Source organism: Telluria sp. AIW5, assembly GCF_056680575.1.
Genome location: NZ_CM155289.1, coordinates 1,391,903 through 1,415,774 on the forward strand (window position 1 = coordinate 1,391,903; position 23,872 = coordinate 1,415,774).

The 23,872-nt window shown below is 62.6% G+C and carries 24 protein-coding genes and 1 pseudogene; 15 read left to right on the plus strand and 10 right to left on the minus strand.

Annotation, left to right across the window (positions count from 1 at the left end):
• The 6 genes from soxB to AC1MEM_RS06175 are packed head-to-tail and all read left to right on the plus strand — an operon-like array spanning position 1 to position 4,851.
• The gene (gene soxB, locus AC1MEM_RS06150; protein WP_499477589.1) at positions 1-1,713 is read left to right on the plus strand and encodes a thiosulfohydrolase SoxB; all 1,713 of its coding nucleotides are present in this window, start codon (positions 1-3) and stop codon (positions 1,711-1,713) included.
• A gap of 19 nt (positions 1,714-1,732) precedes the next feature.
• A complete protein-coding gene (locus AC1MEM_RS06155) occupies positions 1,733-2,335 on the plus strand; it encodes a rhodanese-like domain-containing protein (RefSeq protein ID WP_499476004.1) in 603 nt (200 codons plus the stop codon).
• A 13-nt stretch (positions 2,336-2,348) separates the two neighbouring features.
• The gene (locus AC1MEM_RS06160; protein WP_499476005.1) at positions 2,349-2,861 is read left to right on the plus strand and encodes a thioredoxin domain-containing protein; all 513 of its coding nucleotides are present in this window, start codon (positions 2,349-2,351) and stop codon (positions 2,859-2,861) included.
• The gene (locus AC1MEM_RS06165; RefSeq protein ID WP_499476007.1) at positions 2,858-3,370 is read left to right on the plus strand and encodes a GlcG/HbpS family heme-binding protein; all 513 of its coding nucleotides are present in this window, start codon (positions 2,858-2,860) and stop codon (positions 3,368-3,370) included. Before AC1MEM_RS06160 ends, AC1MEM_RS06165 begins: the two co-directional genes overlap by 4 nt.
• Positions 3,371-3,383: 13 nt before the next feature.
• Complete coding sequence (locus AC1MEM_RS06170) at positions 3,384-4,382, plus strand: MBL fold metallo-hydrolase (protein ID WP_499476008.1); 999 nt, start codon at positions 3,384-3,386, stop codon at positions 4,380-4,382.
• Between the two features lie 40 nt (positions 4,383-4,422).
• Positions 4,423-4,851, plus strand: a complete 429-nt coding sequence (locus AC1MEM_RS06175) for a DsrE family protein (RefSeq protein WP_499476010.1) — start codon at positions 4,423-4,425, stop codon at positions 4,849-4,851.
• Between the two features lie 34 nt (positions 4,852-4,885).
• Here the strand turns inward: AC1MEM_RS06175 and AC1MEM_RS06180 are convergent, their stop codons facing one another.
• The 6 genes from AC1MEM_RS06180 to AC1MEM_RS06205 are packed head-to-tail and all read right to left on the minus strand — an operon-like array spanning position 4,886 to position 8,438.
• A complete protein-coding gene (locus AC1MEM_RS06180) occupies positions 4,886-5,635 on the minus strand; it encodes an MBL fold metallo-hydrolase (RefSeq protein ID WP_499476011.1) in 750 nt (249 codons plus the stop codon).
• Between the two features lie 30 nt (positions 5,636-5,665).
• On the minus strand, positions 5,666-6,367 hold the full coding sequence (locus tag AC1MEM_RS06185) for an MBL fold metallo-hydrolase (RefSeq protein ID WP_499476012.1): 702 nt from the start codon (positions 6,365-6,367) through the stop codon (positions 5,666-5,668).
• Between the two features lie 34 nt (positions 6,368-6,401).
• Positions 6,402-7,193 (minus strand): sulfite exporter TauE/SafE family protein, encoded by a 792-nt coding sequence (locus AC1MEM_RS06190; RefSeq protein ID WP_499476013.1) that lies wholly within the window; start codon positions 7,191-7,193, stop codon positions 6,402-6,404.
• A 28-nt stretch (positions 7,194-7,221) separates the two neighbouring features.
• On the minus strand, positions 7,222-7,659 hold the full coding sequence (locus tag AC1MEM_RS06195) for a YeeE/YedE family protein (protein WP_499476014.1): 438 nt from the start codon (positions 7,657-7,659) through the stop codon (positions 7,222-7,224).
• Between the two features lie 18 nt (positions 7,660-7,677).
• Positions 7,678-8,109, minus strand: coding sequence for a YeeE/YedE family protein (locus AC1MEM_RS06200; RefSeq protein WP_499476016.1), 432 nt, complete (start codon positions 8,107-8,109; stop codon positions 7,678-7,680).
• Positions 8,106-8,438 carry a metalloregulator ArsR/SmtB family transcription factor gene (locus AC1MEM_RS06205; RefSeq protein ID WP_499476017.1) on the minus strand — a complete coding sequence of 111 codons (333 nt, stop codon included), beginning with the start codon at positions 8,436-8,438 and terminating at the stop codon, positions 8,106-8,108. The genes AC1MEM_RS06200 and AC1MEM_RS06205 overlap by 4 nt, the downstream gene beginning before the upstream one ends.
• A 100-nt stretch (positions 8,439-8,538) precedes the next feature.
• Here AC1MEM_RS06205 and AC1MEM_RS06210 point away from each other — a divergent pair, with 100 nt between their 5' ends.
• A complete protein-coding gene (locus AC1MEM_RS06210; RefSeq protein ID WP_499476019.1) occupies positions 8,539-8,907 on the plus strand; it encodes a protein tyrosine phosphatase family protein in 369 nt (122 codons plus the stop codon).
• Positions 8,908-8,967: 60 nt separating this feature from the next.
• On the opposite strand, the gene AC1MEM_RS06215 is transcribed toward AC1MEM_RS06210, so the two are convergent.
• Both AC1MEM_RS06215 and AC1MEM_RS06220 read right to left on the minus strand, forming a co-directional pair.
• Positions 8,968-9,441, minus strand: a complete 474-nt coding sequence (locus AC1MEM_RS06215; RefSeq protein WP_499476021.1) for a methyltransferase family protein — start codon at positions 9,439-9,441, stop codon at positions 8,968-8,970.
• A gap of 57 nt (positions 9,442-9,498) precedes the next feature.
• Positions 9,499-10,722, minus strand: a pseudogene (locus tag AC1MEM_RS06220) (NAD(P)/FAD-dependent oxidoreductase); the annotation flags it as partial.
• Between the two features lie 309 nt (positions 10,723-11,031).
• Here AC1MEM_RS06220 and AC1MEM_RS06225 point away from each other — a divergent pair.
• From AC1MEM_RS06225 to AC1MEM_RS06260, 8 genes are all read left to right on the plus strand, one after another.
• Positions 11,032-11,658 carry an SAM-dependent methyltransferase gene (locus AC1MEM_RS06225; protein WP_499476023.1) on the plus strand — a complete coding sequence of 209 codons (627 nt, stop codon included), beginning with the start codon at positions 11,032-11,034 and terminating at the stop codon, positions 11,656-11,658.
• Positions 11,659-11,755: 97 nt separating this feature from the next.
• Positions 11,756-13,192 (plus strand): bifunctional metallophosphatase/5'-nucleotidase, encoded by a 1,437-nt coding sequence (locus tag AC1MEM_RS06230; RefSeq protein WP_499476024.1) that lies wholly within the window; start codon positions 11,756-11,758, stop codon positions 13,190-13,192.
• Between the two features lie 27 nt (positions 13,193-13,219).
• Positions 13,220-14,599 (plus strand): MBL fold metallo-hydrolase, encoded by a 1,380-nt coding sequence (locus AC1MEM_RS06235; RefSeq protein ID WP_499476025.1) that lies wholly within the window; start codon positions 13,220-13,222, stop codon positions 14,597-14,599.
• A gap of 324 nt (positions 14,600-14,923) precedes the next feature.
• Positions 14,924-16,531: a cbb3-type cytochrome c oxidase subunit I gene (locus tag AC1MEM_RS06240; protein WP_499476026.1), complete on the plus strand. Its 1,608-nt coding sequence runs from the start codon at positions 14,924-14,926 to the stop codon at positions 16,529-16,531.
• 2 nt (positions 16,532-16,533) lie between these two features.
• Positions 16,534-17,166 carry a cbb3-type cytochrome c oxidase subunit II gene (locus AC1MEM_RS06245; RefSeq protein WP_499476027.1) on the plus strand — a complete coding sequence of 211 codons (633 nt, stop codon included), beginning with the start codon at positions 16,534-16,536 and terminating at the stop codon, positions 17,164-17,166.
• Complete coding sequence (locus AC1MEM_RS06250; protein ID WP_499476028.1) at positions 17,163-18,044, plus strand: c-type cytochrome; 882 nt, start codon at positions 17,163-17,165, stop codon at positions 18,042-18,044. Before AC1MEM_RS06245 ends, AC1MEM_RS06250 begins: the two co-directional genes overlap by 4 nt.
• A gap of 25 nt (positions 18,045-18,069) precedes the next feature.
• The gene (locus tag AC1MEM_RS06255; protein WP_499476030.1) at positions 18,070-19,203 is read left to right on the plus strand and encodes a c-type cytochrome; all 1,134 of its coding nucleotides are present in this window, start codon (positions 18,070-18,072) and stop codon (positions 19,201-19,203) included.
• Positions 19,204-19,205: 2 nt separating this feature from the next.
• Positions 19,206-21,428 (plus strand): heavy metal translocating P-type ATPase, encoded by a 2,223-nt coding sequence (locus tag AC1MEM_RS06260; RefSeq protein ID WP_499476031.1) that lies wholly within the window; start codon positions 19,206-19,208, stop codon positions 21,426-21,428.
• 388 nt (positions 21,429-21,816) lie between these two features.
• Here AC1MEM_RS06260 and AC1MEM_RS06265 read toward each other — a convergent pair whose 3' ends face one another.
• Together AC1MEM_RS06265 and AC1MEM_RS06270 are read right to left on the minus strand one after the other, a co-directional pair.
• Positions 21,817-23,133 carry an ATP-binding protein gene (locus tag AC1MEM_RS06265; RefSeq protein WP_499476032.1) on the minus strand — a complete coding sequence of 439 codons (1,317 nt, stop codon included), beginning with the start codon at positions 23,131-23,133 and terminating at the stop codon, positions 21,817-21,819.
• Positions 23,130-23,795, minus strand: coding sequence for a response regulator (locus tag AC1MEM_RS06270; RefSeq protein ID WP_499477590.1), 666 nt, complete (start codon positions 23,793-23,795; stop codon positions 23,130-23,132). The genes AC1MEM_RS06265 and AC1MEM_RS06270 overlap by 4 nt, the downstream gene beginning before the upstream one ends.
• Between the last annotated feature and the right edge of the window lie 77 nt (positions 23,796-23,872).

Consider the following 23,872-nt stretch of genomic DNA (forward strand, 5'->3'; position numbering starts at 1 on the left):
ATGAATCGGCGCGAATTCGCGCAGTTACTCGGGATCGCTGCCGCCGGCGGCATGTTGCTCAATTCAAAGGCCGCACTGGCGGCGCCGTCGCCCGGCGCCCTGTATGACTTGCCGCGCTTCGGCAACGTCCACTTCCTTCACTTCACCGATTGCCACGCACAGCTGATGCCGGTGTACTTCAGGGAGCCGAGCGTGAACATCGGCCTTGGCGCCGCAGCGGGCCGCATGCCGCACCTGGTGGGCGACGCCCTGCTCAAGGCGACCGGCATACCACGCCACTCGCCGCAGGCGCATGCCTTTACCTCGCTCGACTTCGAGCAGGCGGCGCGGACCTATGGCAAGGTGGGCGGTTTTGCGCACCTTTCTACCCTGGTCAAGAAAATGAAGGCCGGGAGGCCGGGCGCGCTGTTGCTTGATGGCGGCGACACCTGGCAGGGCTCGGGCACCGCGCTCTGGACCAAAGGCCAGGACATGGTCGATGCCGGCTTGCTGCTGGGCGTTGACGTCATGACCGCGCACTGGGAAATGACCCTGGGGGACAAACGGGTTGAGGAAATCGTCAGCAAGGACTTCAAGGGTAAGGTCGATTTCGTCGCCCAGAACGTCAAGACCAACGACTTCGGCGACCCGGTATTCGCCCCTTACGTCATCAAGGAAATGAACGGCGTGCCGGTGGCGATCATCGGGCAGGCCTTCCCTTACACGCCGATCGCTAACCCGCGCTACATGATTCCCGACTGGAGTTTCGGCATCCAGGAAGAGAACATGCAAAAGATGGTAGACGAAGCGCGCGCCAAAGGCGCGAAGGTCGTCGTCGTGCTGTCGCATAATGGTATGGACGTCGACCTGAAGATGGCCTCGCGCGTACGCGGCATCGATGCCATCATGGGCGGGCATACGCACGACGGCGTGCCGGTACCGGTAACGGTCGCCAATGGTGGCGGGAAAACCCTGGTTACCAATGCGGGCAGCAACGGCAAATTCCTCGGTGTGCTGGACTTCGATGTGCGCGGTGGACAGGTCCATGGTTTCCAGTATCGCCTGTTGCCTGTGTTCGCCAACTTCCTGCCGGTCGACCGCGACATGGCAGCGCTGGTGAGCAAGGTCCGCGCTCCCTACGAAACGAAGCTGAACGAGAAGCTGGCAGTCACCGAGGGTACGCTCTACCGGCGCGGCAATTTCAACGGCACCTTCGACCAGCTGATCGTCGATGCGCTCATCGCCATCAAGGGTGCGGACCTGGCATTTTCGCCAGGCTTCCGCTGGGGGACTTCGCTGCTGCCGGATAGTCCGATCCTGATGGAACACCTGATGGACCAGACGGCGACGACGTATTCGCATACCACCTTGACGCCCATGACCGGCGCGACGATCAAGACGGTACTGGAAGACGTGGCGGACAACCTGTTCAATCCCGACCCCTACTACCAGCAGGGCGGCGACATGGTGCGCGTAGGCGGCATGACCTATGCCATCGATCCGGCGGCGCCGATGGGATCGCGCATCAGCGACATGCGCCTGCACGGCAAATTGGTCGATGCCGGCAAGACCTACAAGGTCGCGGGCTGGGCACCTGTGGCCGAAGGTGCATCGGGCGAGCCGGTGTGGGACGTCGTGGCGCAGTGGCTGCGCACGGAAAAAGTCGTCAAGCCACGCAAGCTGAACACGCCGCGCCTGATCGGCATGAAGGGCAACCCGGGCATCCTGGCCTGACCGGTTGAAAGGAAATGCAATGCGAAGAATGAGCTCGAAGGCCGCGCTGGCGGCGACGGTACTGGCGCTGCTGGCGTGGAAACCGGCGTTGGCAGTGGAAACGGCCGCCGTTGCACCTAATAAGCAGACAGTGGCCGGCCGCTACCTCGATGCGCGTGAAGCCTACCGGATGAAGCAGGAACTGGGACCGCGCGCCTACTTCATCGATGTGCGTACGCGCTACGAAGTCGCTTATGTCGGCCTGCCAACCGTGGTCGATGCGAATATCCCCTATGTGGAGCATCCCGAAGACGCGCCCTGGGACGACAAGGCAGGGCGCTTCAAGCTCGAGGTCAACAGCGATTTCGGACCGGAGGTCGCGCGACGCCTGAGCGCAGCCGGACTCGGAAAGGATGCGCCGGTCCTGCTGATATGCCGCTCGGGCGACCGCAGCGCACGTGCTGCCAACCTGCTGAGCCAACTAGGCTACACGGCCGTCTACAGTGTCGTCGATGGCTTCGAGGGAGACGCCATTGCATCCGGTGACAAGCAGGGGCAGCGTCTCCTGAACGGCTGGAAGAACGCCGGCCTGCCGTGGTCCTATAACCTGGGCAAGGCGCGTGCCTATTTCCCCCAATATTAGGCCACGACAGCCCGTGCCGCAGCCATGGCGCTTCCTTGCACTGGTGGCGACGCTAGTAGTGGGATACGCGAGCGCCGCGACGCCGGGAGGAGGCTTGCCCGCCGCCACGGAACTCGGGCGGGACGGCCGTACTGCGATGCGAAGCAGCGTGCCGATTGTCATCCTGTTCTCTCTCCCCGGCTGCTCATATTGCGAAACGGTGCGGCGCAATTACCTGATTCCGCTGGCGCGGGAAGGTGCAAGTTCGCAGCGGCCCATCGTGCGTGAGACGGACCTGTCCTCGGTGGCGCCATTGCACGGTTTCGGAAACGAGGCCAGCAGCGGCAAGGGACTGGCTGCCACCTACAAGATTCGCGTGGCGCCCACGGTCATTGTCGTCGATGGAAGGGGCGGGCTCCTTGCACCGCCGCTTGAGGGTGGCGACGTCTCCGGCATGTATGGTGCTTACCTCGACAATCTGCTTGCTACCTCGCGCAGTAAGCTCGCCAATATGCCGATGGAGTCAGCGAAAAGGATCGAACAATGAAGCAATTGTTATGTGTACTTGGCATGCTGACGGCGCTGCATAGTAATCCGGTCATGGCACAGCCTACACCGCAACGAGCGGCGACCTATACCATTGCCCTGATGAGCCCTGAGCTCGCCTTACAGGCGGCGCAGGCAGCCATGCATGCCTGCCGCCAGGCTGGCTACCAGGTGTCAGTGGCCGTGGTCGATCGTACCGGGCAGACCCAGGTGCTGCTGCGCGACCGCCTCGCCGGAACGCATACCGCGGACGCGGCAACCGACAAGGCGTGGACAGCGGCCAGCTTCAAAATCAGCACCACGGCTTTGGCGAAAGCAACCATGAGCGGAACGGATGCTGCCGGCATCCGCCACATTCCGCGTGCGCTCGCCGTCGGAGGCGGCATGCCGATTGAAGCGAACGGTTCCCTGCTGGGCGCCATCGGCATCTCGGGCGCACCGAGCGGCGCCGCGGACGATGCCTGTGCCCGCAGCGGCCTGGCGGCGATCGCAGACGACCTGAATTTCTGAGAAGGACGCGAAAATGCAACTCATCCGACGGATTACGGCGTACCTGAACAAGGCGTGCAGGCTGTGGGTGCCGGCCGTGCTGGCGGGGACCGCGCTGGCGGCAAGCGCAGCCCCGCTAGCGCCCGTGCTTAAACCGGTCAAGATCAGCGAACACGCTTATGTATTCCAGGGCAAGGCAGGCATGGCGGACAATGCCAACGCCGGTTTCATGTCGAACGCCGGGTTCGTGGTGACGCGCGACGGCGTCGTCGTCTTCGATGCCCTCGGCACGCCGGCGCTGGGCGAGGCGATGGTGCGGGCCATCCATGGTGTGACCCGCCAGCCGATCCGGCGCGTCATCGTCAGCCACTACCACGCGGACCATTTCTACGGCTTGCAGGCATTGAAGGCGGCCGACGCGGAAATCTGGGCGCACCAGCAGGGCCGCGCCTATCTTGCCTCGGATGTCGCCGCGCAGCGCCTTGCGCAGCGCAAGGAGTCGCTCAAGCCCTGGGTCGACGAGAACACGCGCCTGCTGCCGGCGGACCGCTGGCTCAGTTTTGCAGATGGCAAGCCGATCGCGTTCGAGATGGGCGGACTGCATTTTCGCGTCATCGACAGCAGCGGGGCCCATGCGCCTGACGACATCATGCTGGCAGTGGACGAGGATCGTCTCCTCTTTGCGGGCGACCTGTTCTTCACCGGCCGCCTGCCTTTCGTGGGCGATGCCGACAGCCGTGTCTGGCTCGGTGCGCTCGACCGCATGCTGGCCTTGTCCCCGGCGATTGTGGTGCCAGGCCACGGCGACGTGTCGCGCGACCCACGCCGGGATCTCGACCTGACCCGGTCCTACCTGACCTTCCTGCGCAAGGTAATGGGCGACGCGGTTGCCGAGCTGTCGTCCTTCGACGAGGCATATGCGAAAATCGACTGGAGTCGGTATGCGGCGTACCCTGCATTTGCGCAGGCGAATCGACTGAACGCCTACGGCACCTTCCTGCTCATGGAGCGGGAAAGCCTGCAACAGAAGTAAGCCTGCCACCTATCTGCATGTCCAATTCCGAGGAGATTTTATGAAACTGTTCCGTGCAATCGCTACCGTGCTGTGCATGGCATTCGTCGCAAGCGCCGTCGCCAATGCCGCCCCGCGCGAAGAGAAAGTCGTTTATCACATCAACGATTCGACTAATGCAATGATGGCGCTCGGGAATATTCGCAATCACCTGAATGCCAGTCCCAAGGCCCAGATCGTCGTGGTAACCCATGGCGCCGGCATCGACTTCCTGATCGAGGATGCCAAGGACAAGAACGGCAATCCCTACGATGCCGTGGTGCAGGAGCTGGCGAACCGGAACGTCAAGTTCCGGGTCTGCAATAACACGCTGGAAGCGCGCAAGATCGACCGCAAGCGCATCCTGCCGGAAGCCACGGTTGTACCCTCCGGTGTGGCCGAGGTGGCGCGGCTTCAGTTCCAGGAAGGCTATGTTTACCTGAAGCCATGACGATGCGCTGTTGCGGAGGCCAAGCAGAGACGTTTTATCCTTGCGGACTTGCGCTCATCTGCTGGCAATAGCGGAGGAGCTTATCGGGCAGGTCAGCGGGACACACGCCGCACTGGCGGTTGCCCGGTACCGCATGGTCGATGAACGTAGGGTAAGGCAAGTTCAGATTGGCCATGATTTCCCGGAATTCGTCGAGCGTCTTGCCTTTACCGAGCCGTGGATTGCGCAGCTTTTCCTGTGCGATCGATGTGACGAAGCGTTCCTTGTAATCGTGGGCAGGATAGACAAGGGTTTCGTCCGGTAGGGCAAACAGCTTTTCGGTAACGCTCCGGTACAGCGTATCGGCATCGCCATTCTGGAAGTCGGTACGGCCGCAACCTTCGATCAGCAAGGCGTCGCCGGTGAACACGCGGTCACCCAGCAGATAGGAAAAATGCCCATCCGTGTGCCCAGGGGTGTGCAGGGGTTGGAGGGAAATACCGGCCATCTCGAAAGGTTTGCCCTCCTCGATGCCGACATCGGCGCAGGCCAGGCGGTCGAAGGCCGGGGCTGCAATCTTGCTGCCGGTTGCGCGTTTCAATTCCAGTGCAGCAGTGATATGGTCGGCATGGATGTGGGTGTCGAGCGTATAGGCAAGGCGCAAGCCCAAGTCATGCAGGACTCCCAAGTCCCGATCCATGCTCGAGATGACGGGATCGATCAGGATCGCTTGCCCAGTCTGTTCATCGCCCAGCAGGTAAGTGTAGGTGCTGGACACGGGCTCGAAGAGTTGGCGGAAAATCATGGCGTTATCTCCTGCATGGATGGGGTGGAGTCAGGCACCGTGCGGCAGGCCGAGGTTCTGGTTTGCAGGCACGGCGACGTCGATCAGCTTTGGCTTGGGCAAATTCAGTTCGCTCATCAGCTTGCGGAAATCGTCGCGGCTGCGGTTGGCCAGGCGGGCGTTGTGCCGCTTTTCCCAGCCGATCGTCGAAACGGCCTGTCCCTTGTAGTCGTGCCCCGGCCACATGCGCGTTTCGTCCGGCAGCGCAAACAGTTTCGCGGTCACGCTGTCATACAGGGCGTCGCTGCTGCCGCTCTGGAAATCGGTGCGGCCGCAGCCGTCGATCAGCAGCGTATCGCCGGTAAACGCATTGCTGCGCCAGACGTAGCTCATGCTGCCGGCAGTATGGCCGGGTGTATGCAGCACCCTGATTTCCTCGGCCTCGCCGAAGCGGATGACATCGCCATCATTCAATTGCAGTTCGGCCGGCGCGATTCCGCAGCCGCTCGGCACCGCCGCCTGCGCGCCGGTCAGTTCGCGCAGCTTGCCGGCGGAAGTGACGTGATCGGCGTGTGCATGCGTTTCCAATACATAGACCAGTTGCAGCCCCAGGCGCTCCAGGTGGCGCAGGTCGCGTTCCCAATGATGATCGACCGGATCGATGATGACGGCCTGGTTCGACCCCGGCGCCGTCAGGATGTAGGTGAAGGTCGACGATTCGGCATCGAACAGCTGGATGGGATTCAGGTTCATCTTGGTTTCCTCGATAAATGATAACGGGACTTCTTTACGACACTGCCTTGACGATCATCGCGATGGCGACAAGCGCGGAGACGAATGCAAAACCCTTCTGTAGCTGAGGTCCGGCAAGACGCGACGCGAGCGAGCGCCCACCGAGCATTCCTGCAAGCGCGCCTGCCGAAAAGGGCAGGGCGAGCGACCAGTCCAGATGCCCGCTGACGGCGGTGGTGGCAACGCCCATCAGCGAAATCAGGGCGATCACGGCCAGCGAGGTCGCCACGGCCGATTTCATCGGCAGATCCGTGTAACGCTGCAATGCCGGCACCATGACGAAGCCGCCGCCCACGCCGAGCAGGCCGGAGAGCAGGCCGGCGAGACTGCCCGACAGGGTCATGGCCATGGCGCACGGACGGGTCCAGATGAAGCGGCCGGAGTCGCCGTTCCGTTTGCACACGACATGCTCGGCGGTGGTGGCAGGCCCCTTCCCCGAGGCCTGCCTGAATGTTTTCAAGGCGACGAACAGCAGCACCAGCGCGAACAGCACGGCCAGCCAGCGGCCATCGATCTGACGCGCAGCCCACAGGCCGGCCGGCGAGAGCAGCATGCCGGTGGCCGCGATCAGCACGGCGGCGCGGTAGCGCACGATCCCGGCGCGCAGGCCCAGTACCGCGCCCAGCGCCGCGGCCATGCCGACCGCCATGAGTCCGATCGGTCCGGCCTCCGCTACGCTGGCGCCGGTGCCGAAAATCAGCAGTGGGACGGCCAGGATGCCGCCGCCTGCGCCGGTCAGGGCGAGGATCAGTCCCACCACCAGGCCAAGTCCGACGCTGGTCAGCATGCCAGCCTCCCGTTTTGCGTGTTCATGATCAGGCCTTGCCCGGTGCGCGTGCGGCCGAGATCCGTTCAAACACCTCGAACAGCGCCATTCCTGCCAGCATCGCGAGCGTAAAGAGCAGGGCCTTGTCTCCGCCGGAGGCGAGCGAGGCCAGGGCGGGGCCCGGGCAGTAGCCACCCAGCCCCCAGCCGGCGCCAAAGGCAAGCGAACCGAGTACAAGACGACGGTCGATGACGGTCGCCGTCGGCAGCCGCATCGGCGCACCGAGAAGGGACTGTTTGCGATTGCGGGCGAGGCCAAAGGCGAACACCCCCACCAGGATCGCTCCGCCCATCACGAAACCGAGCGACGGGTCCCAGTTCCCGGCCAGGTCAAGAAAGCCGACGACCTTGGCGGGATCGGTCATGCCCGAGACGATCAGGCCAATGCCGAACAGGAGGCCGACCAGTAATGCCATGAAGATTTGCATGTCGATTCCTTCAGTTGTTCAATTTAAAACGTGGCGTACGAGGTAGACTGTGACGAAGCCGGCGAACATGAATGCCGCCGTTGCGACAAGCGAACGGGGCGACATGCGTGAAATGCCGCAGACGCCGTGGCCGCTGGTGCAGCCAGCGCCATAACGCGTGCCGACACCGACCAGCAGGCCGGCGGCCACCAGCGTTCCGGCGCCGGCATCGACCGTCACCTCGGGCAACGCCGCGAACAGGCCATACACAACCGGAGCGGCGATCAGGCCAGCCAGGAAGGCGACGCGCCAGCCAATGTCTCCACGCGCAGGCCGCAGCAGACCGCCCAGGATGCCGCTGATGCCGGCGATCCTGCCGTTCAACAGGATGAAGGCCGCCGCGGCCAGACCAATCAGTACGCCGCCGGCAAGCGCCGCCTGCGGCGTGAAATGGACCCAGTCAATCGTCATTTCGTTTCTCCTTTGCCTGGCTGGCAGAACAGTTCATACAGAACCTGCATGATCGCCGTCGCTTCGCGGCTGTCGATGTTGTAGAAAATTTGCTTGCCCTCGCGCCGGGTGCTGACGAGACCTTCCTCGCGCAGTACCCCAAGCTGCTGGGACAGCGTTGGCTGCTGGATTTGCAGCAGGGTTTCGAGCTCGCTGACGCAGAACTCGCCTTGCGTCAGTTGGCAAAGCAGCAGTAACCGGTCCGGGTTGCCCAGTACTTTCAGCAGGCCGCAGGCTTGCGTCGCCGCCGATTGCATCGCTTGCAAGTCCAGTTTTTGTCCATCGCTCATCGTGAATCCTTCTTGTGTTTCGTTATCCCTGGGGATATTATATGCACAGACGATCTATATTTCAATAGATTGTTGTTGAATGCCACGAACAGGAGATCACATGAGCATCCGTTACCTCGATAAGAACTTCGCAATTACCTCGCAAGTGTCGCCTGAATCTCTGGCCGGGATGCGCGACGCGGGTCTTTCCACTATCATTTGCAATCGCCCCGACGGCGAGGCTGGCGACCAGCCAGCGTTCGCCGCGGTGGCAGAGCAGGCGGCCGCGTGCGGCGTGCAAGCGCACTACTTGCCGGTTGTGCCAGGAAAAATCACCCCCAGCGATGTCGAGGCCTTTGCTGCGCTGTATGCCGACTCGCCCAAACCGGTACTGGCCTACTGCCGCACGGGACTGCGTGCCGAGACCTTGTGGCAGCTCTCGGAAGGCCTTCGGAACGGTCCGCAAGGAGATGGGAAACAAGAAGCTTGAATCCGGGATCCTCTCGAGATCCCGTCGGGCCACGGGTCGCCAGCGATGCGGCGGCGCAGGTCAGTAAATCCAGGGGATGAGCTTTCTGGTGCGAGCGCGGTATGCCGGGTATTCCGCGTAGCGCTCCTGTAGCCACGTTTCTTCCTGGTTCGCTTTGCGATCGAAGAAGAGCGCCAGCACCAGCGTGAGCATGAGGCGTAGGGGGCTGAGCGACCACAATGCAATCCCGAATGCCGCCAACAGGATGCCGAAGTAGATCGGATGGCGCACCAGCCGGTATATGCCACTGGTCACCAGTTGCGCCGTTGGCAGCGGTCGTGGAAACGGCGTCAGCGAACGGCCGAGCATCGCCGTACTATGGCCGAGCACGGCAACTCCGGCCAGCGCGGCCACGATACCAACAACGTGGAACACGGCTGGCACGGCCCAGGCAGGGCCTACGCGCGGTACCAGTATGAATACCAGGAACAAGATTAACTGCATGGCGACCCAGACTTCGCCGCGACGTCTGAAACGATGTGGTTGCATACTCATCCCGGGTTCAGGCTAGCGTCATGGCATATTGCATGTCAATGCGCGGCCGGAGCGGTTTCATGGGTTTGTCACTTTCGGATGTGCCATCCATTCGCGTCCCTTGAGCATGCCGCCCCAGTACAAGGGCGGCAGAACGCTTTTTTTCAGCAGCCAGGCAAGACGTGATGGCCTGGTTCCGTCGATCAGCCATGCCGGGAAGCTCGGGGCCAGCTTGCCGCCGTAGGTGAATTCGGCCAGCACGATCTTGCCGCGCTCGACCGTCAACGGACAGGAGCCATAGCCGTCATACGTCGCGCTTCCACGTGCCTTGCCGAGGGCCGCCAGCAGATTGTGAGCGACCACCGGAGCCTGCTTGCGCGTTGCCGCTGCGGTTTTCGCGTTGGTAGTGCCGGCGACGTCTCCGAGCGCGAAGACATTTTCGTAACGGACATGACGCAAGGTCGCGGGATCGACGTCGACCCAGCCGGCGCTGCCCGCAAGTGCACTGTTGCGAACAAAATCCGGCGCGACCTGAGGCGGTACGACATGGATCATGTCGAATTCCTTGATGATCGTCTGCTTGCTGCCATCGGCGCCAGTACGGCTGAAAGTGGCGGTCCTGCGTGCCCCATCGATGGCGGTCAGGTTATCGCCAAAGTCGAGCCCGATCCCGTAGGCCTTCACGTACTCCATCAGTGGGGGAACATAATCCGGCACACCGAACAAGGCTGTGCCGGCACTGCAAAATTCGATCTGGATGTCTGCCAATACACCAGTCCGTTTCCAGTGGTCCGCTGACAGGTACATGGCTTTTTGCGGCGCGCCGGCGCATTTGATCGGCATGGCCGGTTGCGTAAACAGGGCGCGCCCAGCTCGCATTTTCTGCACCAGCTCCCACGTATAAGGGGCAAGATCCACGCGATAGTTCGAGGTCACGCCATTTCGGCCGAGCGTGTCGCTCAAACCCTCGACGCCTTCCCAGTCGAGTTTGAGTCCCGGGCAGACTACAAGATGACGATAGCCTATCTCGCTGCCGTCTTCAAGGAACAGGGCGTTGTGCCCTGGTGCGAATGCGGCAACGGCACTGTTAATCCATTTGGCACCCTGCGGCATCACCGACGCCATCGCGTGGGCGGTTTGGGTTGGCCGGAAGATGCCGGCGCCCACCATGGTCCAACCTGGTTGGTAATAATGGGTCGTAGCCGGTTCGATGATCGCGATATCCAGGCCGGGTGCCCGCGCCAGCAGGCTGGAGGCGGTCGCAATGCCGGCGGCGCCGCCGCCGACGATAACGATTTCATGAGTGATTTTCATCATGGTTTCCTGTGAGGTAAAAGCGCACGAAGGCTTGTATCAGTGCTGATTTCGTTCCTGCGTTGCGGTCGGCACCGCGATCGAAACAAAGCTCAGGTTTCGACAGAGCAGCCGCTAGAGTCTGAAGCACGTAAGCGCTTCGTCACTATCATACTAGAACAAGATATTATATTAGTATACGATATGTAGTTAAATATAGTGTTATTTGGCGCGTTGGCTGACGAGAACGGCAAAACCTGGCGCGTTCGCCTCGGTTTCATTGCCGTCCGTTTATCGGTAACTTTCAAGGAGTGAAGCATGGCAAACAAGCAGCCCGGAGACGCGGCAAGCGTTTGGAACGAACGGTACAGCGTCCCAGAATTCATCTTCGGCAGGGAGCCGAATGCCTACCTTGCCCGGCAGCGTCATCTACTCGAACCAGGCCGGCGCGCACTCGCTGTCGCCGATGGAGAAGGGCGCAACAGCGTGTGGCTGGCCGGCCTGGGCCTGGCGGTGGACGCCTTCGATATTTCGTCCGTGGCGGTCGACAAGGCGAAGGGGCTGGCGCGCGACGCCGGCGTCGTGGTCGATTTCCGGGTGGCCGATTGCGACACCTGGAACTGGACCCCGGCTTCCTACGATGCCGTCGTCGCAATTTTCATCCAGTTTGCCGGCCCGGACCTTCGTGCCCGCCTGTTCGCCCGGATGGTGGAGGCGCTCAAGCCGGGCGGTTTGCTCATCCTGCAAGGCTATACGCCAAGGCAGCTCGAATTCAACACCGGAGGTCCTGGCGTGCTCGAGAATTTATATACCGAGGAGTTGTTGCGGGCGGAATTCAGCGCCCTCCAGATCCTGGACCTGCAAGTGTATGAAGCCGAACTACGCGAAGGTGCGCGGCATGCCGGCCCGTCGGCATTGATCGGCATGGTGGCGCGCAGGACCTAGCCGGTGGGAAGGTGCGCTCGCCGGCTCCTTGCGCGCGCGTTAATGCCTGGTTAATCGGGGCGCGCGACACTACGTCCATCGACCAATGGAGATTGCAATGAAAAAGCGCCTGACTATCCTGCAAATCAACGACTTGCATGGATATATCGAACCCCACCAGGAGCTCGTCCGCGGCGGCGACCAGGACCGATTCCAGACATTGGGCGGCCTGGCTCGGATTGCAACTGCGGTCGAGCAGGTGCGTGCGGAAACAGATGGGGCGACTCTGCTGCTGGATAACGGCGACACTTTCCATGGCACATATGTCGCCGTCCAGTCGAAGGGCGAGGCCATGGTTCCATTGATGAATGCGCTAGCGCCCGAGGCGATGACCGTACATTGGGAGTTTGCCTACGGTCCAGCCCAGGTCCAGCGGCTTGCCGCTCAATTGACCTATCCTGTACTGGCCATTAATTGCTACCGGAACGAGGGTGGGCTCTTTTTCCAGCCCTACCGCATGGTCGACAAGGGCGGGCTGCGCGTCGCGGTCATCGGCATCGCCTGCAATATCGTCGACAAGACCATGCCGCCTGCCTTCAGCGAAGGCTTGCGCTTCACCCTCGGCCGCGATGAGCTTCCGTCGTGGATCCGACACGTGCGCGAGCACGAGGGGGCCGAGCTGGTCCTCGTACTGTCTCACCTTGGCTTTCCCCAGGATGTGAAGCTTGCATCCGAAGTGGACGGCATCGACGTACTGGTCAGCGGCCACACGCATAACAGGATGGAGTCGCCCGTCATCCAGAACGGCGCGATCATTTTTCAGTCAGGATGCCATGGCTCCTTCCTTGGTCGCCTGGATCTTGAAGTGGAAGACGGTAGTATCGCGGCCCACCGCCATCGGCTGATCGCGATCGACGAGCGCTTCGTGCCCCACCAGTGCGTTCAAGCGCTGGTCGATGCCGTCATGGCGCCGCATCGCGCCATGCTGTCCCGGGTCGTCGGTCATACCGGGCATGCGCTGTCCCGCTATCAATCGCTGCATTGTTCGATGGACGACCTGCTACTCGACGCGATCGCGTCCGCGGCGGGCACCGAGATAGCGTTCTCGAATGGATGGCGCTATGGTGCGCCAGTCGCTCCCGGACCCATTACCTTGAATGACTTGTGGAACATCATCCCCACAAATCCGCCTGTGGAAACGGTGGAGCTGACAGGCGACGAGATTCGCACGATGCTGGAAGAGAATCTGGAACGTACCTTCTCCGCCAACCCGTATGAGCAGATGGGCGGCTACGTCAAGCGCTGCCGTGGCCTGACACTGTTCGCGAAGATCGAGAATCCGCCCGGAAGCCGGGTCGATCGCTTGTTCGTGCTGGGCGCACCTGTTGATCCTGAACGGACCTACACCGTGGCATTCGTGACCGCGCAAGGCGTACCACGCAGATTCGGGCGCAATCGACGCGCACTCGATATTCACGCTATCGACGCATTGACACAGTACCTGCAAGGCGCCACGGCGCGAACACGCGATGACCGCTCGGTCATCGCCGTTTGACCTGAACCTCAACGAAAGGAATAAGCCATGTTTTTTCAACGGGTAAAAACGCCGGGACTGGGCCACAACGCTTACATGCTCGGGTGCGGCAATGGGCTGGCGGTGGTGGTCGATCCGCGCCGGGACGTGGCGGAGTATCTCCAGCTCGCACGCGACAATGAGCTGAGCATCGCGTATTGCATTGAAACCCACCGCCAGGAGGATTTCGAGTTCGGTTCCGCTACTCTGGCCGACGTCACAGGGGCGAAGATTTTGGCGGGTACGCATCCGCTGTTTGGGCGCGTCGATGTGCAGGTCGGCGATGGCCAGGAGTTCAAGGTGGGTACAACCCGCTTCGTTGCGCTGGCCACGCCGGGGCACACTCCCGAGAGCATGTCCTATGCAGTCTATCCCGAAGATACCGGCGACCAGTGCTGGGCCGTTTTTACCGGGGATACGCTCTTTGTTGGCGATACTGGCAGAACCGATCTGTCGGACCCGGAGCGAACCGCCGACAATGCCGGGATTCTCTACGACTCGGTGCACCAGAAACTGGCACCGCTCGGCGACCAGGCGTTCATCCTGCCGGCGCACGGGTCGGGCTCTGCATGCGGAGGCAGTATCTCCGATCGAGATGAGTCGACGCTGGGTATCGAACGTGCGACCAACCCGGTGTTCACGAAAAGCCGCGAAGAATTCATGAAACTGAAAGCTGGCGAAAACCTGCCGAGGCCGCCGTATTTCTCTCACATGGAAGTCGTCAACCTGGAAGCCGGGCGGCCGCTATCGCCATCCCCTGGCGATCACGTACTTGCACCCGATGCCTTCCGCGAATCCAGCCAGGGTGAGATCGTGATCGATACGCGGCCACCCGAAGCCTTCGCCGGGGCGCACATCCAGGGCTCCTATAACGTTTGGCTGGAAGGGCTTTCCAGCTTTGGCGGGTGGATCGCGCAGGACCAGGCCAGAATCTTCATCGTGGTGGACCAGCCCGGAAAGGCGCCCTCGGCAATCGCGCAACTTGCCCGCATTGGCATCGATCGCGTCGAAGGCGTGCTGGTAAACGGCGTCGAGTCCTGGCGCGAAAAGGGCTTTCCCATCGAAGCGCTCGGTACGACTAGCGCCAGCGAAGCCGCACGCTGGAAAGAAGAGGGAGAACTCTATATCCTCGACGTGCGAGACGACATGGAGTGGGAGGAGAAGCATATTCCCGGCGCACACCATACCTTCGTAGGACATCTCGAAGAGAACCTGCCGGAGATACCAAAGGAACGCCGAATCGTCGCCCATTGCAGCGTAGGGAACCGCTCCGGGCTCGCAGTAAGTATCCTGCGGCGCAATGGGTTCACGAATGTCTACAACATGCTCGGGGGTATAACGGCATGGGAAAAGCTCGGTCTTCCCCTCGAAAAGAATGCGGCTGAATAAGCAATAGAGCAAGGAAGTCCAGCCTGTGCCACCACGCGCATCAGCGGTGGCGAGGGCCTACCTCGAGTGTGACCATGGCGCAACGCCATGTATCACCACCTCAGCCTTAACGTTGCGTTAACCGGGGCCATGTAGCATCGCGCCCCACAGAACAATCATTGCTTGAGTTCAATTCGCCGGTGGTTACTCCGGGCTTGCGCTGCTCCGCTGGCGTGACTGTACAGGCAGGTAAATGCTCAGCCATGCACTTCGCGGATCGCTCTAAACGAAAAATCATCCTGCGCGGTATCCAGTCGCGCAGCGCTCCAATCGAATGTTGATTCCATGCCAAAAACCCTAGGACTCCTGCTGGCGCTGAGCTTTACCGCGTCCCTCTGCGCGCTCGGCTTTCTCATCTGGGCAATCGCCCGGCGCCAGTTCTCGTTGTCGCAACGTGACGCGCATACGATCTTCGAGCCCGGGGAGACCGGTGCGCCGGACGACCCGACTGCCTTCGGGCGTCCTGCGCTCGGCACCGACGCCCACCGGTTCGACGCCATGCGCGAGCGGATCGACGTTGCCGGACGCCGTACCGTCATGCTGATGGTGGCCGTCGCAGCCTTCTGGCTAGTGCTCGGTTCCGTATTCGGCGTGATCGCATCCCTGAAACTGCACCTGCCTGACTGGCTTTCCGCGTACGCGCCATTGACCTTCGGCCGCATGCGCACCATGCACCTGAACCTGGTCGCCTACGGTTGGCTGTCCGTGGCCGGCATCGCATCGGCGTTGTGGATCGTACCGCGCATCTTCCACACGCCGCTACGCCATCCGGGGGTGGCAATGTTCGGAGCAATGGTCTGGACCCTGGGCGTCGGGATGGGCGTGACCGCAATTGCGCTGGGCTATACCCAAGGTGTCGAGTGGCTGGAAATTCCATGGCAGATCGGCCTGCTGCTGGCGGTGGGCGGCGGCTGTCTTGCATTCCCCTTGGTGATGACGGCGCGCTACCGCACGTCGCATCACATCTACGTCTCCGGCTGGTACTTCCTGGGCGGCCTGGTCTGGTTCCCGGTCCTGTATGTGATCGCCAATCTTCCCGGCCTGCATGCCGGCGTGCAGCAGGCGACGGTGAACTGGTGGTACGCGCACAATGTTCTGGGCTTGTGGCTGACGCCGCTCGGCGTCGGGACGGCCTATTACCTGATCCCGAAGATCGTCGGTCAGCCGGTTTATTCATACAGCCTTTCCTTGCTCGGCTTCTGGGGCCTGGCACTGTTCTACAGCCAGGTCGGCATCCACCACCTGATCGGCGCCCCGGTACCGACCTGGCTGGTGACGATGTCTATCGTGCACAGCGTGATGATGTTCATCCCGGTGATCGCGGTCGCGGTCAACCAGCACACCACGGTCGCGCGCAATGCCTGGGCGCTGAAGGAGTCGGTGGCGCTGCGCTTCGTCGCGCTCGGCGCGCTGATGTACACGCTGTCGTCGTTCCAGGGTTCGATCGAGGCGCTACGCGCTGTCAATTCCGTCACCCACTTTACGCACTACACCGTCGGTCACGCGCACCTCGGCGCCTATGGCTTCACGACGATGGTGCTGTTCGGCGCGATCTATTACATGCTGCCTTACTTGACCGGTCGCGACTGGCCGTGGCCGCGCCTGCTCAAACTGCACTTCTGGCTGGTCGTCGGTGGCTTTGCGCTGTACTTCTTCGCGGTGTCGTTGGGTGGCTGGCTCCAGGGCGTCGGACTGCTGGACGTCGGGCGCTCGTTTGAAGCGATCACCAGGGCAACTATCCCCTATTTGCAAGCCCGCTCGGTCGGCGGCACCCTCATGACCCTCGGGCACTTTGTGTTCGCATTCCATATCGCCGCGCTGATGCTGGGCAAGGGCACACCGCGCCTGGCGCTTGCCGACCAGACGCCGGCATCCGTCAACGCAGGAGCATGATCATGAACCGGCTCATTCCTATCTTTGTCGGCGCGATCGCCATTCTCGCCTTCGCCACCCTGATGCTGGTGATTATTCCCGGCGCCCAGATTCGCGACCAGGCGCCGGCGCCCGGCCTTGTCGATTACTCGCCGCAGCAGCTGGCCGGCCGCCAGCAATACATCAATCAGGGCTGTGTGTACTGCCATAGCCAGCAGCCGCGGGCCGCCGGGCAGACCCTGGCCGACATGGCCAAGGGTTGGGGCCCTGCGCCGACCGCCGCCGATTTCGCCTTTGATCGCCCGCACCAGCTCGGCACCATGCGTACCGGCCCCGACCTGCTCAACGTCGGCGCGCGCCTGCCGAGCAGGGACTGGCACCTGACCCACCTCTACCAGCCGCGTGCGATTTTCGACTGGAGCATCATGCCTTCCTATTCCTACCTGTTCGAGCGCAAGAAGGTAGCGGAGCCTGGCGATGTCGTCGTCAAGCTGCCGCCCGAATACCAGCCCGAGGGCGAGGTTGTCGTGGCGACGCAAGCGGCGCTCGATCTGGTCGCTTACTTGCAGGGCCTGAACCGCACTTACCAGGGCGGCCCGGCCGGCGACCGTATTCGTGACGAGGGCTATGCGCTGTCCAGGAAGGAGCAACAATGAAGAACACCGATCCTCAAAGCCGTCCTTTGGCGCCGCCGGTGGACGAAGCGTTCGATCCTTGGGAACAGGTGCGGCCGGTCCCCCTGTTCGTGCTGGCAGTGGTCTTCGCACTGGCATTCTGGGGCCTGCTTACTTATGTCTCCGAATACCGGGCGCAGCAGCGAGGATTTGAGCAGAAGGTGGAAGCGAATATGCTGACCCCGGTGCAGCCCTTGCCGCCTGCCGCCTCCGGCTCATTGTCGGGTACGCCTGGCGTGGCGGATGGCGACGCGGCCACGCTACGAATGGTCGGGCTCGGCAAGGGACAGGCGTGGAGCTGCGCCTCGTGCCACGGCGAGGCAGGGCAGGGCAACCTGAATACGCCGCGTCTTGCCGGACAGCCGGCCGAGTACCTGAACAAGCAATTACAGGATTTCAAAACCGGCTTGCGCCACAACGAGTCGATGCAATTCGTTGCACGTGCGCTGTCCGACGAGGATATGACAAAACTGGCCAGCTATTACGCCGGCATCAAGCTGAGTACCACGGGTGCGCCGACGCTGGGCGGCGACCTGGCGCGCGGACGCACGATTGCCGAAAAGGGCGACTGGAAAACGAATGTTCCGGCGTGCTTCTCCTGCCACGGGATGGGCGGCGAGGGTGTCGCGCCTGGCTTCCCGGCACTGGCCGGGCAAAAGCCGGACTACATCTTCGGGCAACTGGCTGCCTGGCATCAGGGCGAGCGCAAGAATTCGCCACAGGCACTGATGGACGGCATCGCGCGGCGCATGAGCTTCGAGGACATGCGCTCTGTTGCCGATTACCTCGGCTCGATGCCATCGCGCGCCGCGGCGTCGCCCGTGCAGGCAGCGGCGACGCCGTCGCCCCCCCAATTTTGAGGCCAGCCGCTGGCGAAGGAAGATCATGACGAATCCAAAAGAAACCGATAACAGCAGCCCCTACGGCATCGGCCGGACGGTAAAACGGGTCCTGGCCGGGGCCGGCGGCGGGCTGGTCCTGTTCGCGCTCGGCGCGCTGGTGCACCAGACCGGCGCCTGGGACGAGCTGCGTACCTCGCTCGGCGGGGCGAACGTTGCCCCTGCACTGACGCACGAGGCGCAGGAGAAGGCGGCGCGCGAAGCCATGCTGGCCGCGCGCGCGGCCCGCAAGAAAGACAAGGAGGGCAAGGCGCCGGCTCCGCTCCAGCCGGTCGGCCACGACGGTTACTTCGTGCCGCCGTCGGAGGCCGAAATTCCGAAGGGGCCCGTGGGTGACGCCATCAAGCGCGGCCGCGATATCTTCGTCGATACCCCGCGTTTCGCTTCGCGCTACGCAGGCAATAGCATGGCATGCGCCCAGTGCCACCTCGACGCGGGACGCCGCGAAAACTCGGCGCCAATGTGGGCCGCCTATGTGCAGTACCCGAAATTCCGCGCCAAGAACAACAAGATCAACACGCTCGAGGAGCGTATCAATGGCTGCTTCAACTACTCGATGAACGCCCAGGCCTCGCCTGCCGGCAAGGCGCCTCCACCCGGGGACGACGTCTACAAGGAGCTGATGACCTACATGTACTGGCTGGCGGATGGCGCGCCGACCGGCGAAGAAATGCGTGGCGGCGGCTACATCAAGGTCAAGGAAACTGCGCGTAGTTACGACTACGCGCGCGGCGCCAAAGTGTACGAGCAAAACTGCGTGCTGTGCCACGGCGCCGAGGGCCAGGGACGCAAGGAAGCCAACGGCAAGGTGCGCTTCCCGCCTTTGTGGGGCCCGGAAGCCTACAACTGGGGCGCCGGCATGGCGCGGATCGATACCGCCGCCGGCTTCATCAAGGCCAACATGCCGCTCAGCAAACCCTACAGTCTGTCGGACCAGGACGCGTGGGACGTGGCCGCCTATATCAACGGCCACGAGCGGCCGAAGGATCCGCGCCAGACCGGCGAGATCGAGGAGGCGCGCGCCAAGTTCCATAAGGACGAGAAAAGCTATTACGGCAAGGAAGTCAACGGCAAGCTGCTTGGCGTCGGGGTGGCGCGCAGCAGCCCGGCGGGAACCTGACCATGGCCGCGCTGCCGTTCGACGAACTCGACCGTGAGTCGCTGCGGCACGCAGGCCGCATGGTGGTCAGCATCGAGGGCATGTGGTGCGGCAGCTGTGCCATGGCCGTCGAGCGTACCCTTGCTCGTACGCCGGGGGTGACCTGGGCCAGCACCAGCTTCGCAGGCGGTTCGGCGCTGATCCGCTGGGATCCGCAGACGATCGACCTCGACGTTCTCTTCACGCGGGTGCAAAAACTCGGTTACACGATCGCACCGCTGCTCGAAGCGCAGGAAGTAGAGGCGCAGATCGATGCCCAGGCACGCGCGGTCTGGATACGCCTGGCGGTGGCCGCGTTCTTTGGCATGTGGAGCATGCTCGGCTCATTCGCCCTGTATCTGGATACGGATTTCTCCGCTTCGCGAGAGGGGTGGTGGGTGGCGCTGGCCACTTGCGTGGCCGCGCTGCCGGTGGTCACCTGGTCGGCTGCCGCCTTCCACCGGGCAGGCTGGCGCACCCTGCGTGCGGGTGTGCCTGGCATGGACGCCCTGATTTCGCTTGGCGTTATCGCCGCCAGCGCGCTATCGGCCTGGGCTCTTGCCCGTGGCAGTGCCCATGTGTATGCCGATACGGCGACCATGCTGGTTACTTTCCTCCTGTGCGGACGCCTGGTCGAACTGCACGCGCGCCGGCATAACTCGGCTGCCGTCAACGCGTTGCGCCAAGCGGTTCCCGAAACGGCGCGGCGCCTCGGTGTCAATGGTGTTCCGACCGATATCCCGGCGTCCCAGGTGCACAAGGGCGACTTGGTGCTGATATACGCCGGAGAGCGTATCGCCGTCGACGGCGTGGTGGTCGACGGCGCCAGCGAAGTCGACTCTGCCGTGGTGAACGGCGAGTCGCTGCCGCTGCCGGTGGGGCCGGGATCGCAGGTGGTAGCGGGCGCGATCAACCTGTCGTGCCGGCTGACCGTCCGTGTCGAGCAGGCGTACGGGCAGCGTTTCATCGACCGCATCGGGGTGCGCATGCTCGAACTGTTCGGGGCCCGCAGCGCAGCCGCTTCCCAGGCCGAGCGCTTTGCGCGCTGGCTGATTCCGGGCGCCCTCGCACTTGCGGCCCTGAGCTTTCTGGGTAGCTGGCTCGCGCATGGCGACCCGGTTGCGGCGGCACTGCGCGCCTTGTCCGTGCTGGTGGCCGCCTGCCCATGCGCGGTGGGGCTTGCACTGCCGCTGGCCTATTCGACTTCGGCGGCGAGCGCGGCACGCAACGGCATCCTGTTCCGCGACCCGGCGTCGCTCGAAGCGCTGGCGAACGCACGCGAGATCCTGTTTGACAAGACCGGTACGCTGACCGAAGGCCGTTTGGTGCTGGCGAGCTCGATCGCTGCGCCCGGCGTCACCTCCGACGAAGTGTTGTATTGGGCCGGGCAGGCCGAACACGGGATCGCGCACCCTGTGGCGCACGCCATCCTGGATGCTGCGGCAAGCTTGCCCGATGCTTCGCCGATCGCCGGCATCGCGCAACGCCACGCGCAGGGCAGCGACTGGTGCAGCGACAATGACGGGTGCCGGGTACTGGTCGGTAACGCCCGCTTCCTCGAGGCCCATGGCGTGCCCGTGCCTGCCGCCGGCGAAACGCAGGGTAATACCCGGATCGAGGTAGCCCGAAATGGTGCATGGCTGGGTTCTCTGCTGTTATGCGATGCGATTCGCAAAGACGCTGTAAGTGCGTTGTCGGTTCTTGCCGAAGCGGGAATCGGCCTGCGCCTGGTGACAGGCGACGAGGGCGGTCCTGCCAATCGTGTCGCTTCCGTGATCGGACTGTCAAAGGACAGGGTGCATGCCGGATGCAGCCCGGAACGCAAGGCGGAAATCATCGAATCGGCCGGGCGGCCGGCCGTTTTTGTTGGCGACGGCGTCAACGATGCCCTGGCGCTTGCCGGCGCCGATTGCGGGATATCGGTGCAAGGCGCCAGCACCGCCGCCGTGGCGACGGCGGGCGTCGTGATTGCAAGCGGTGGGGTGGACCAGGTTGTAGCGGCTTGGCGCCATGCGCGGCGCACCGTCCGTATCGTGCGCCAGAATCTCGTGTTTTCGATGGTCTATAACGTGCTCGTACTCGCGCTTTCGTCGACGGGAATGGTGTTACCGGTCGCGGCGGCGTTTGCAATGCTGGGCAGCAGTCTGAGCGTTGTGCTCAACACATCCCGCTTGGGGAAGTTCAACACAAAGTCCCCACCAACGTAGGGCACCATCCAATACGTAGACCAGGTAGCCTGGCAGCTTAGCTTGGTTCCCAATATCCTTCTGATCCGGAATAAGATTCACCTTTAAGTGGAACGATTGCCCACATGTTTTACATTCAAAGCGAATTGCATCGACGTCATTCCAAGCCGCACCGTATGCAAGCTCTTGAATCGTAGGGGTGCCATTCACTCCTGGAGTCGCTATTTCGCTCAATATCCCGTTCTGGACATTGCGGAGCGCGGTCCTGATTGTTCGTCGTAGGTCACTTGGCGAAGCGATTCGATAGCGAACGCAAAGATCCGCGCAGTTTTGGCACGACATTTTTACCAATCCTTGAGGTCATTCTGGATGTGCAGTGAGACGTGCATTCGCCTGCCTTCCAGCACCATCAGTTACTGGGAAAAGTAAGGCGCGCCGTCATACCGCCATGGCTGCGTCGTAGCAAGTCCCAGGAGCCCTCGTAACGCGCAGTGATTGCTCGCACGATCGACAAACCAAGTCCACTTCCCTGTCCGCCCCCCTTGCGCCAGAACCGTTGCCCGGCGCGGGCAATATCCGCATCGCTCAATCCTTCACCCTCGTCCTCGACCGTGAACCTGATCGTGTCGCCTGTTTGTTGAATACGAACCACCACAGGCGCATCGGCCGTGCCGTAGCGCAAGGCATTGTCGAGCAAATTGCGCAATGCAGTCATTGCAAGCGAGGCTGGTACCCGCAGTATTCGTTCGGCACCGCCCTCATCGATAACGTGGATGCGCTGGGCCGAGGAGGGTGGGATTTGTTTGACGGCGTGCTCAACGATGGTACGTGCGTCGAGCTGCTGGTCCTCATCGAACGACACCGAGCCCTCGACACTGGCCAGCATCAGCAGCTGCTCGATTGTGCTCTGGAGACGACGCACTCCTTGCTCGGCATGGTCAAGTGCGATACCGGCTGCCGCGCCGGGCTCGCTCAGGCGCGCAACCTGGAGATGGGTCTTGACTGCGGTGAGTGGCGTGCGCAGTTCATGGGCGGCGTCGCCGGTAAATCGGCGCTCGCGCTCGATGGCGCGCTCAATCTTGGACAGCAAGCCGTTAACGGTCGAGACCAGCGGCGACAGTTCACCCGGCAAGCCTTCGACAGGCAAGGGCTGCAATGCGTCAGGAGCGCGCGCCGCCAGTGCGCCGCGGATCCGCTCGAGCGGTTTGAGACAGCGCCGGATCGCGAACCACAAGGCAGCCAGTGTCGCCAGCATCGCGACGAGGAAAGGGACGAAAGTCGCAAACGCGATGTTGCGGAACAGATGTTCACGGCGCTCCACCCGGTCAGCCGTCGTGATGCGCACGCCATTCTGTTCGATCGTATAGCTGCGCCATTCGACACCGTCGATGGAGCGCGTTTGAAAGCCGGGGACGGCAATGCCCAGGCGGTTCGGACTATTTCGTGTGCGTCCAACGATTCCTCCGCGCAGGAGCCTGATCTCGCAAGCGACACCGTCGGTCCGCACCAGATACGGTGGGGTTTCCCGGGCCGCGGGACGTGCCGTCAGTACAGGCGAATCGGCGACCAGCGCGGACACCATGCGTGCAGAAGCGGCGAGCCTTTCATCGAGCGCATCGCGGAACTCGGTGCGCAGGTCGACCAGGGTCCAGATGGACGACAGCGTCCAGAACAACGCGAAAGAAGTTCCAATGGCAATCAGGAGGCGTAATCGAAGTGTTTTCATTTACCGGCCGGTCCCAGGCGATAACCGAGACCACGCACTGTTTCCACAATCTGTTGTCCCAGCTTGCGGCGCAGGTGGTGGATGTGCACGTTCAGGGCATTGCTCTCGACGCTTTCACCAAGCCCGTAGAGGCTGTCCTTGACCTGTTCAGCGCTGAGGATGCGGCCGCCGCAGTTCAGCAGCGTCTGCAACAGGGCTAGTTCGCGACGCGATAACTCGACAGGCTCACCATGCAGCGTCACTGCGGAGGTCGCGGGATTGAACGACAGCGGGCCGTGTTCGATGAGGTCGATGCTACGCCCGGCACTACGGCGTTGCAGTGCGTGTAGCCGCGCCGTCAGTTCGTCCAGGTCGAAGGGCTTGACGAGGTAGTCGTCAGCGCCGGCGCGCAGACCACCCACCTTGTCCTGGACGCTGTCACGTGCGGTCAGCACGAGTACCGGACAGGCCCTCCCACCGGCTCGCCAGCGCTTGAGCAAGGACACGCCGTCTGCGTCCGGTAGCCCCAGGTCGAGGATGATGACGTCGAAGTTGCCCGTCTGGAGCGCGGCGTCAGCCATCGACGCGTTCGGCATATGGTCCGCGTCGATTCCCGAAAGTCGCAGCCCGGCGACGATTCCGCTGGCGACGAGCTGATCGTCTTCCACCACTAACACGCGCATCAAACCACCCACTTCCAAAAAAATCTCATCTTACCCGTTAGCGATTACTCCAAGGTTAACGCGGCGCCGTTGGTACA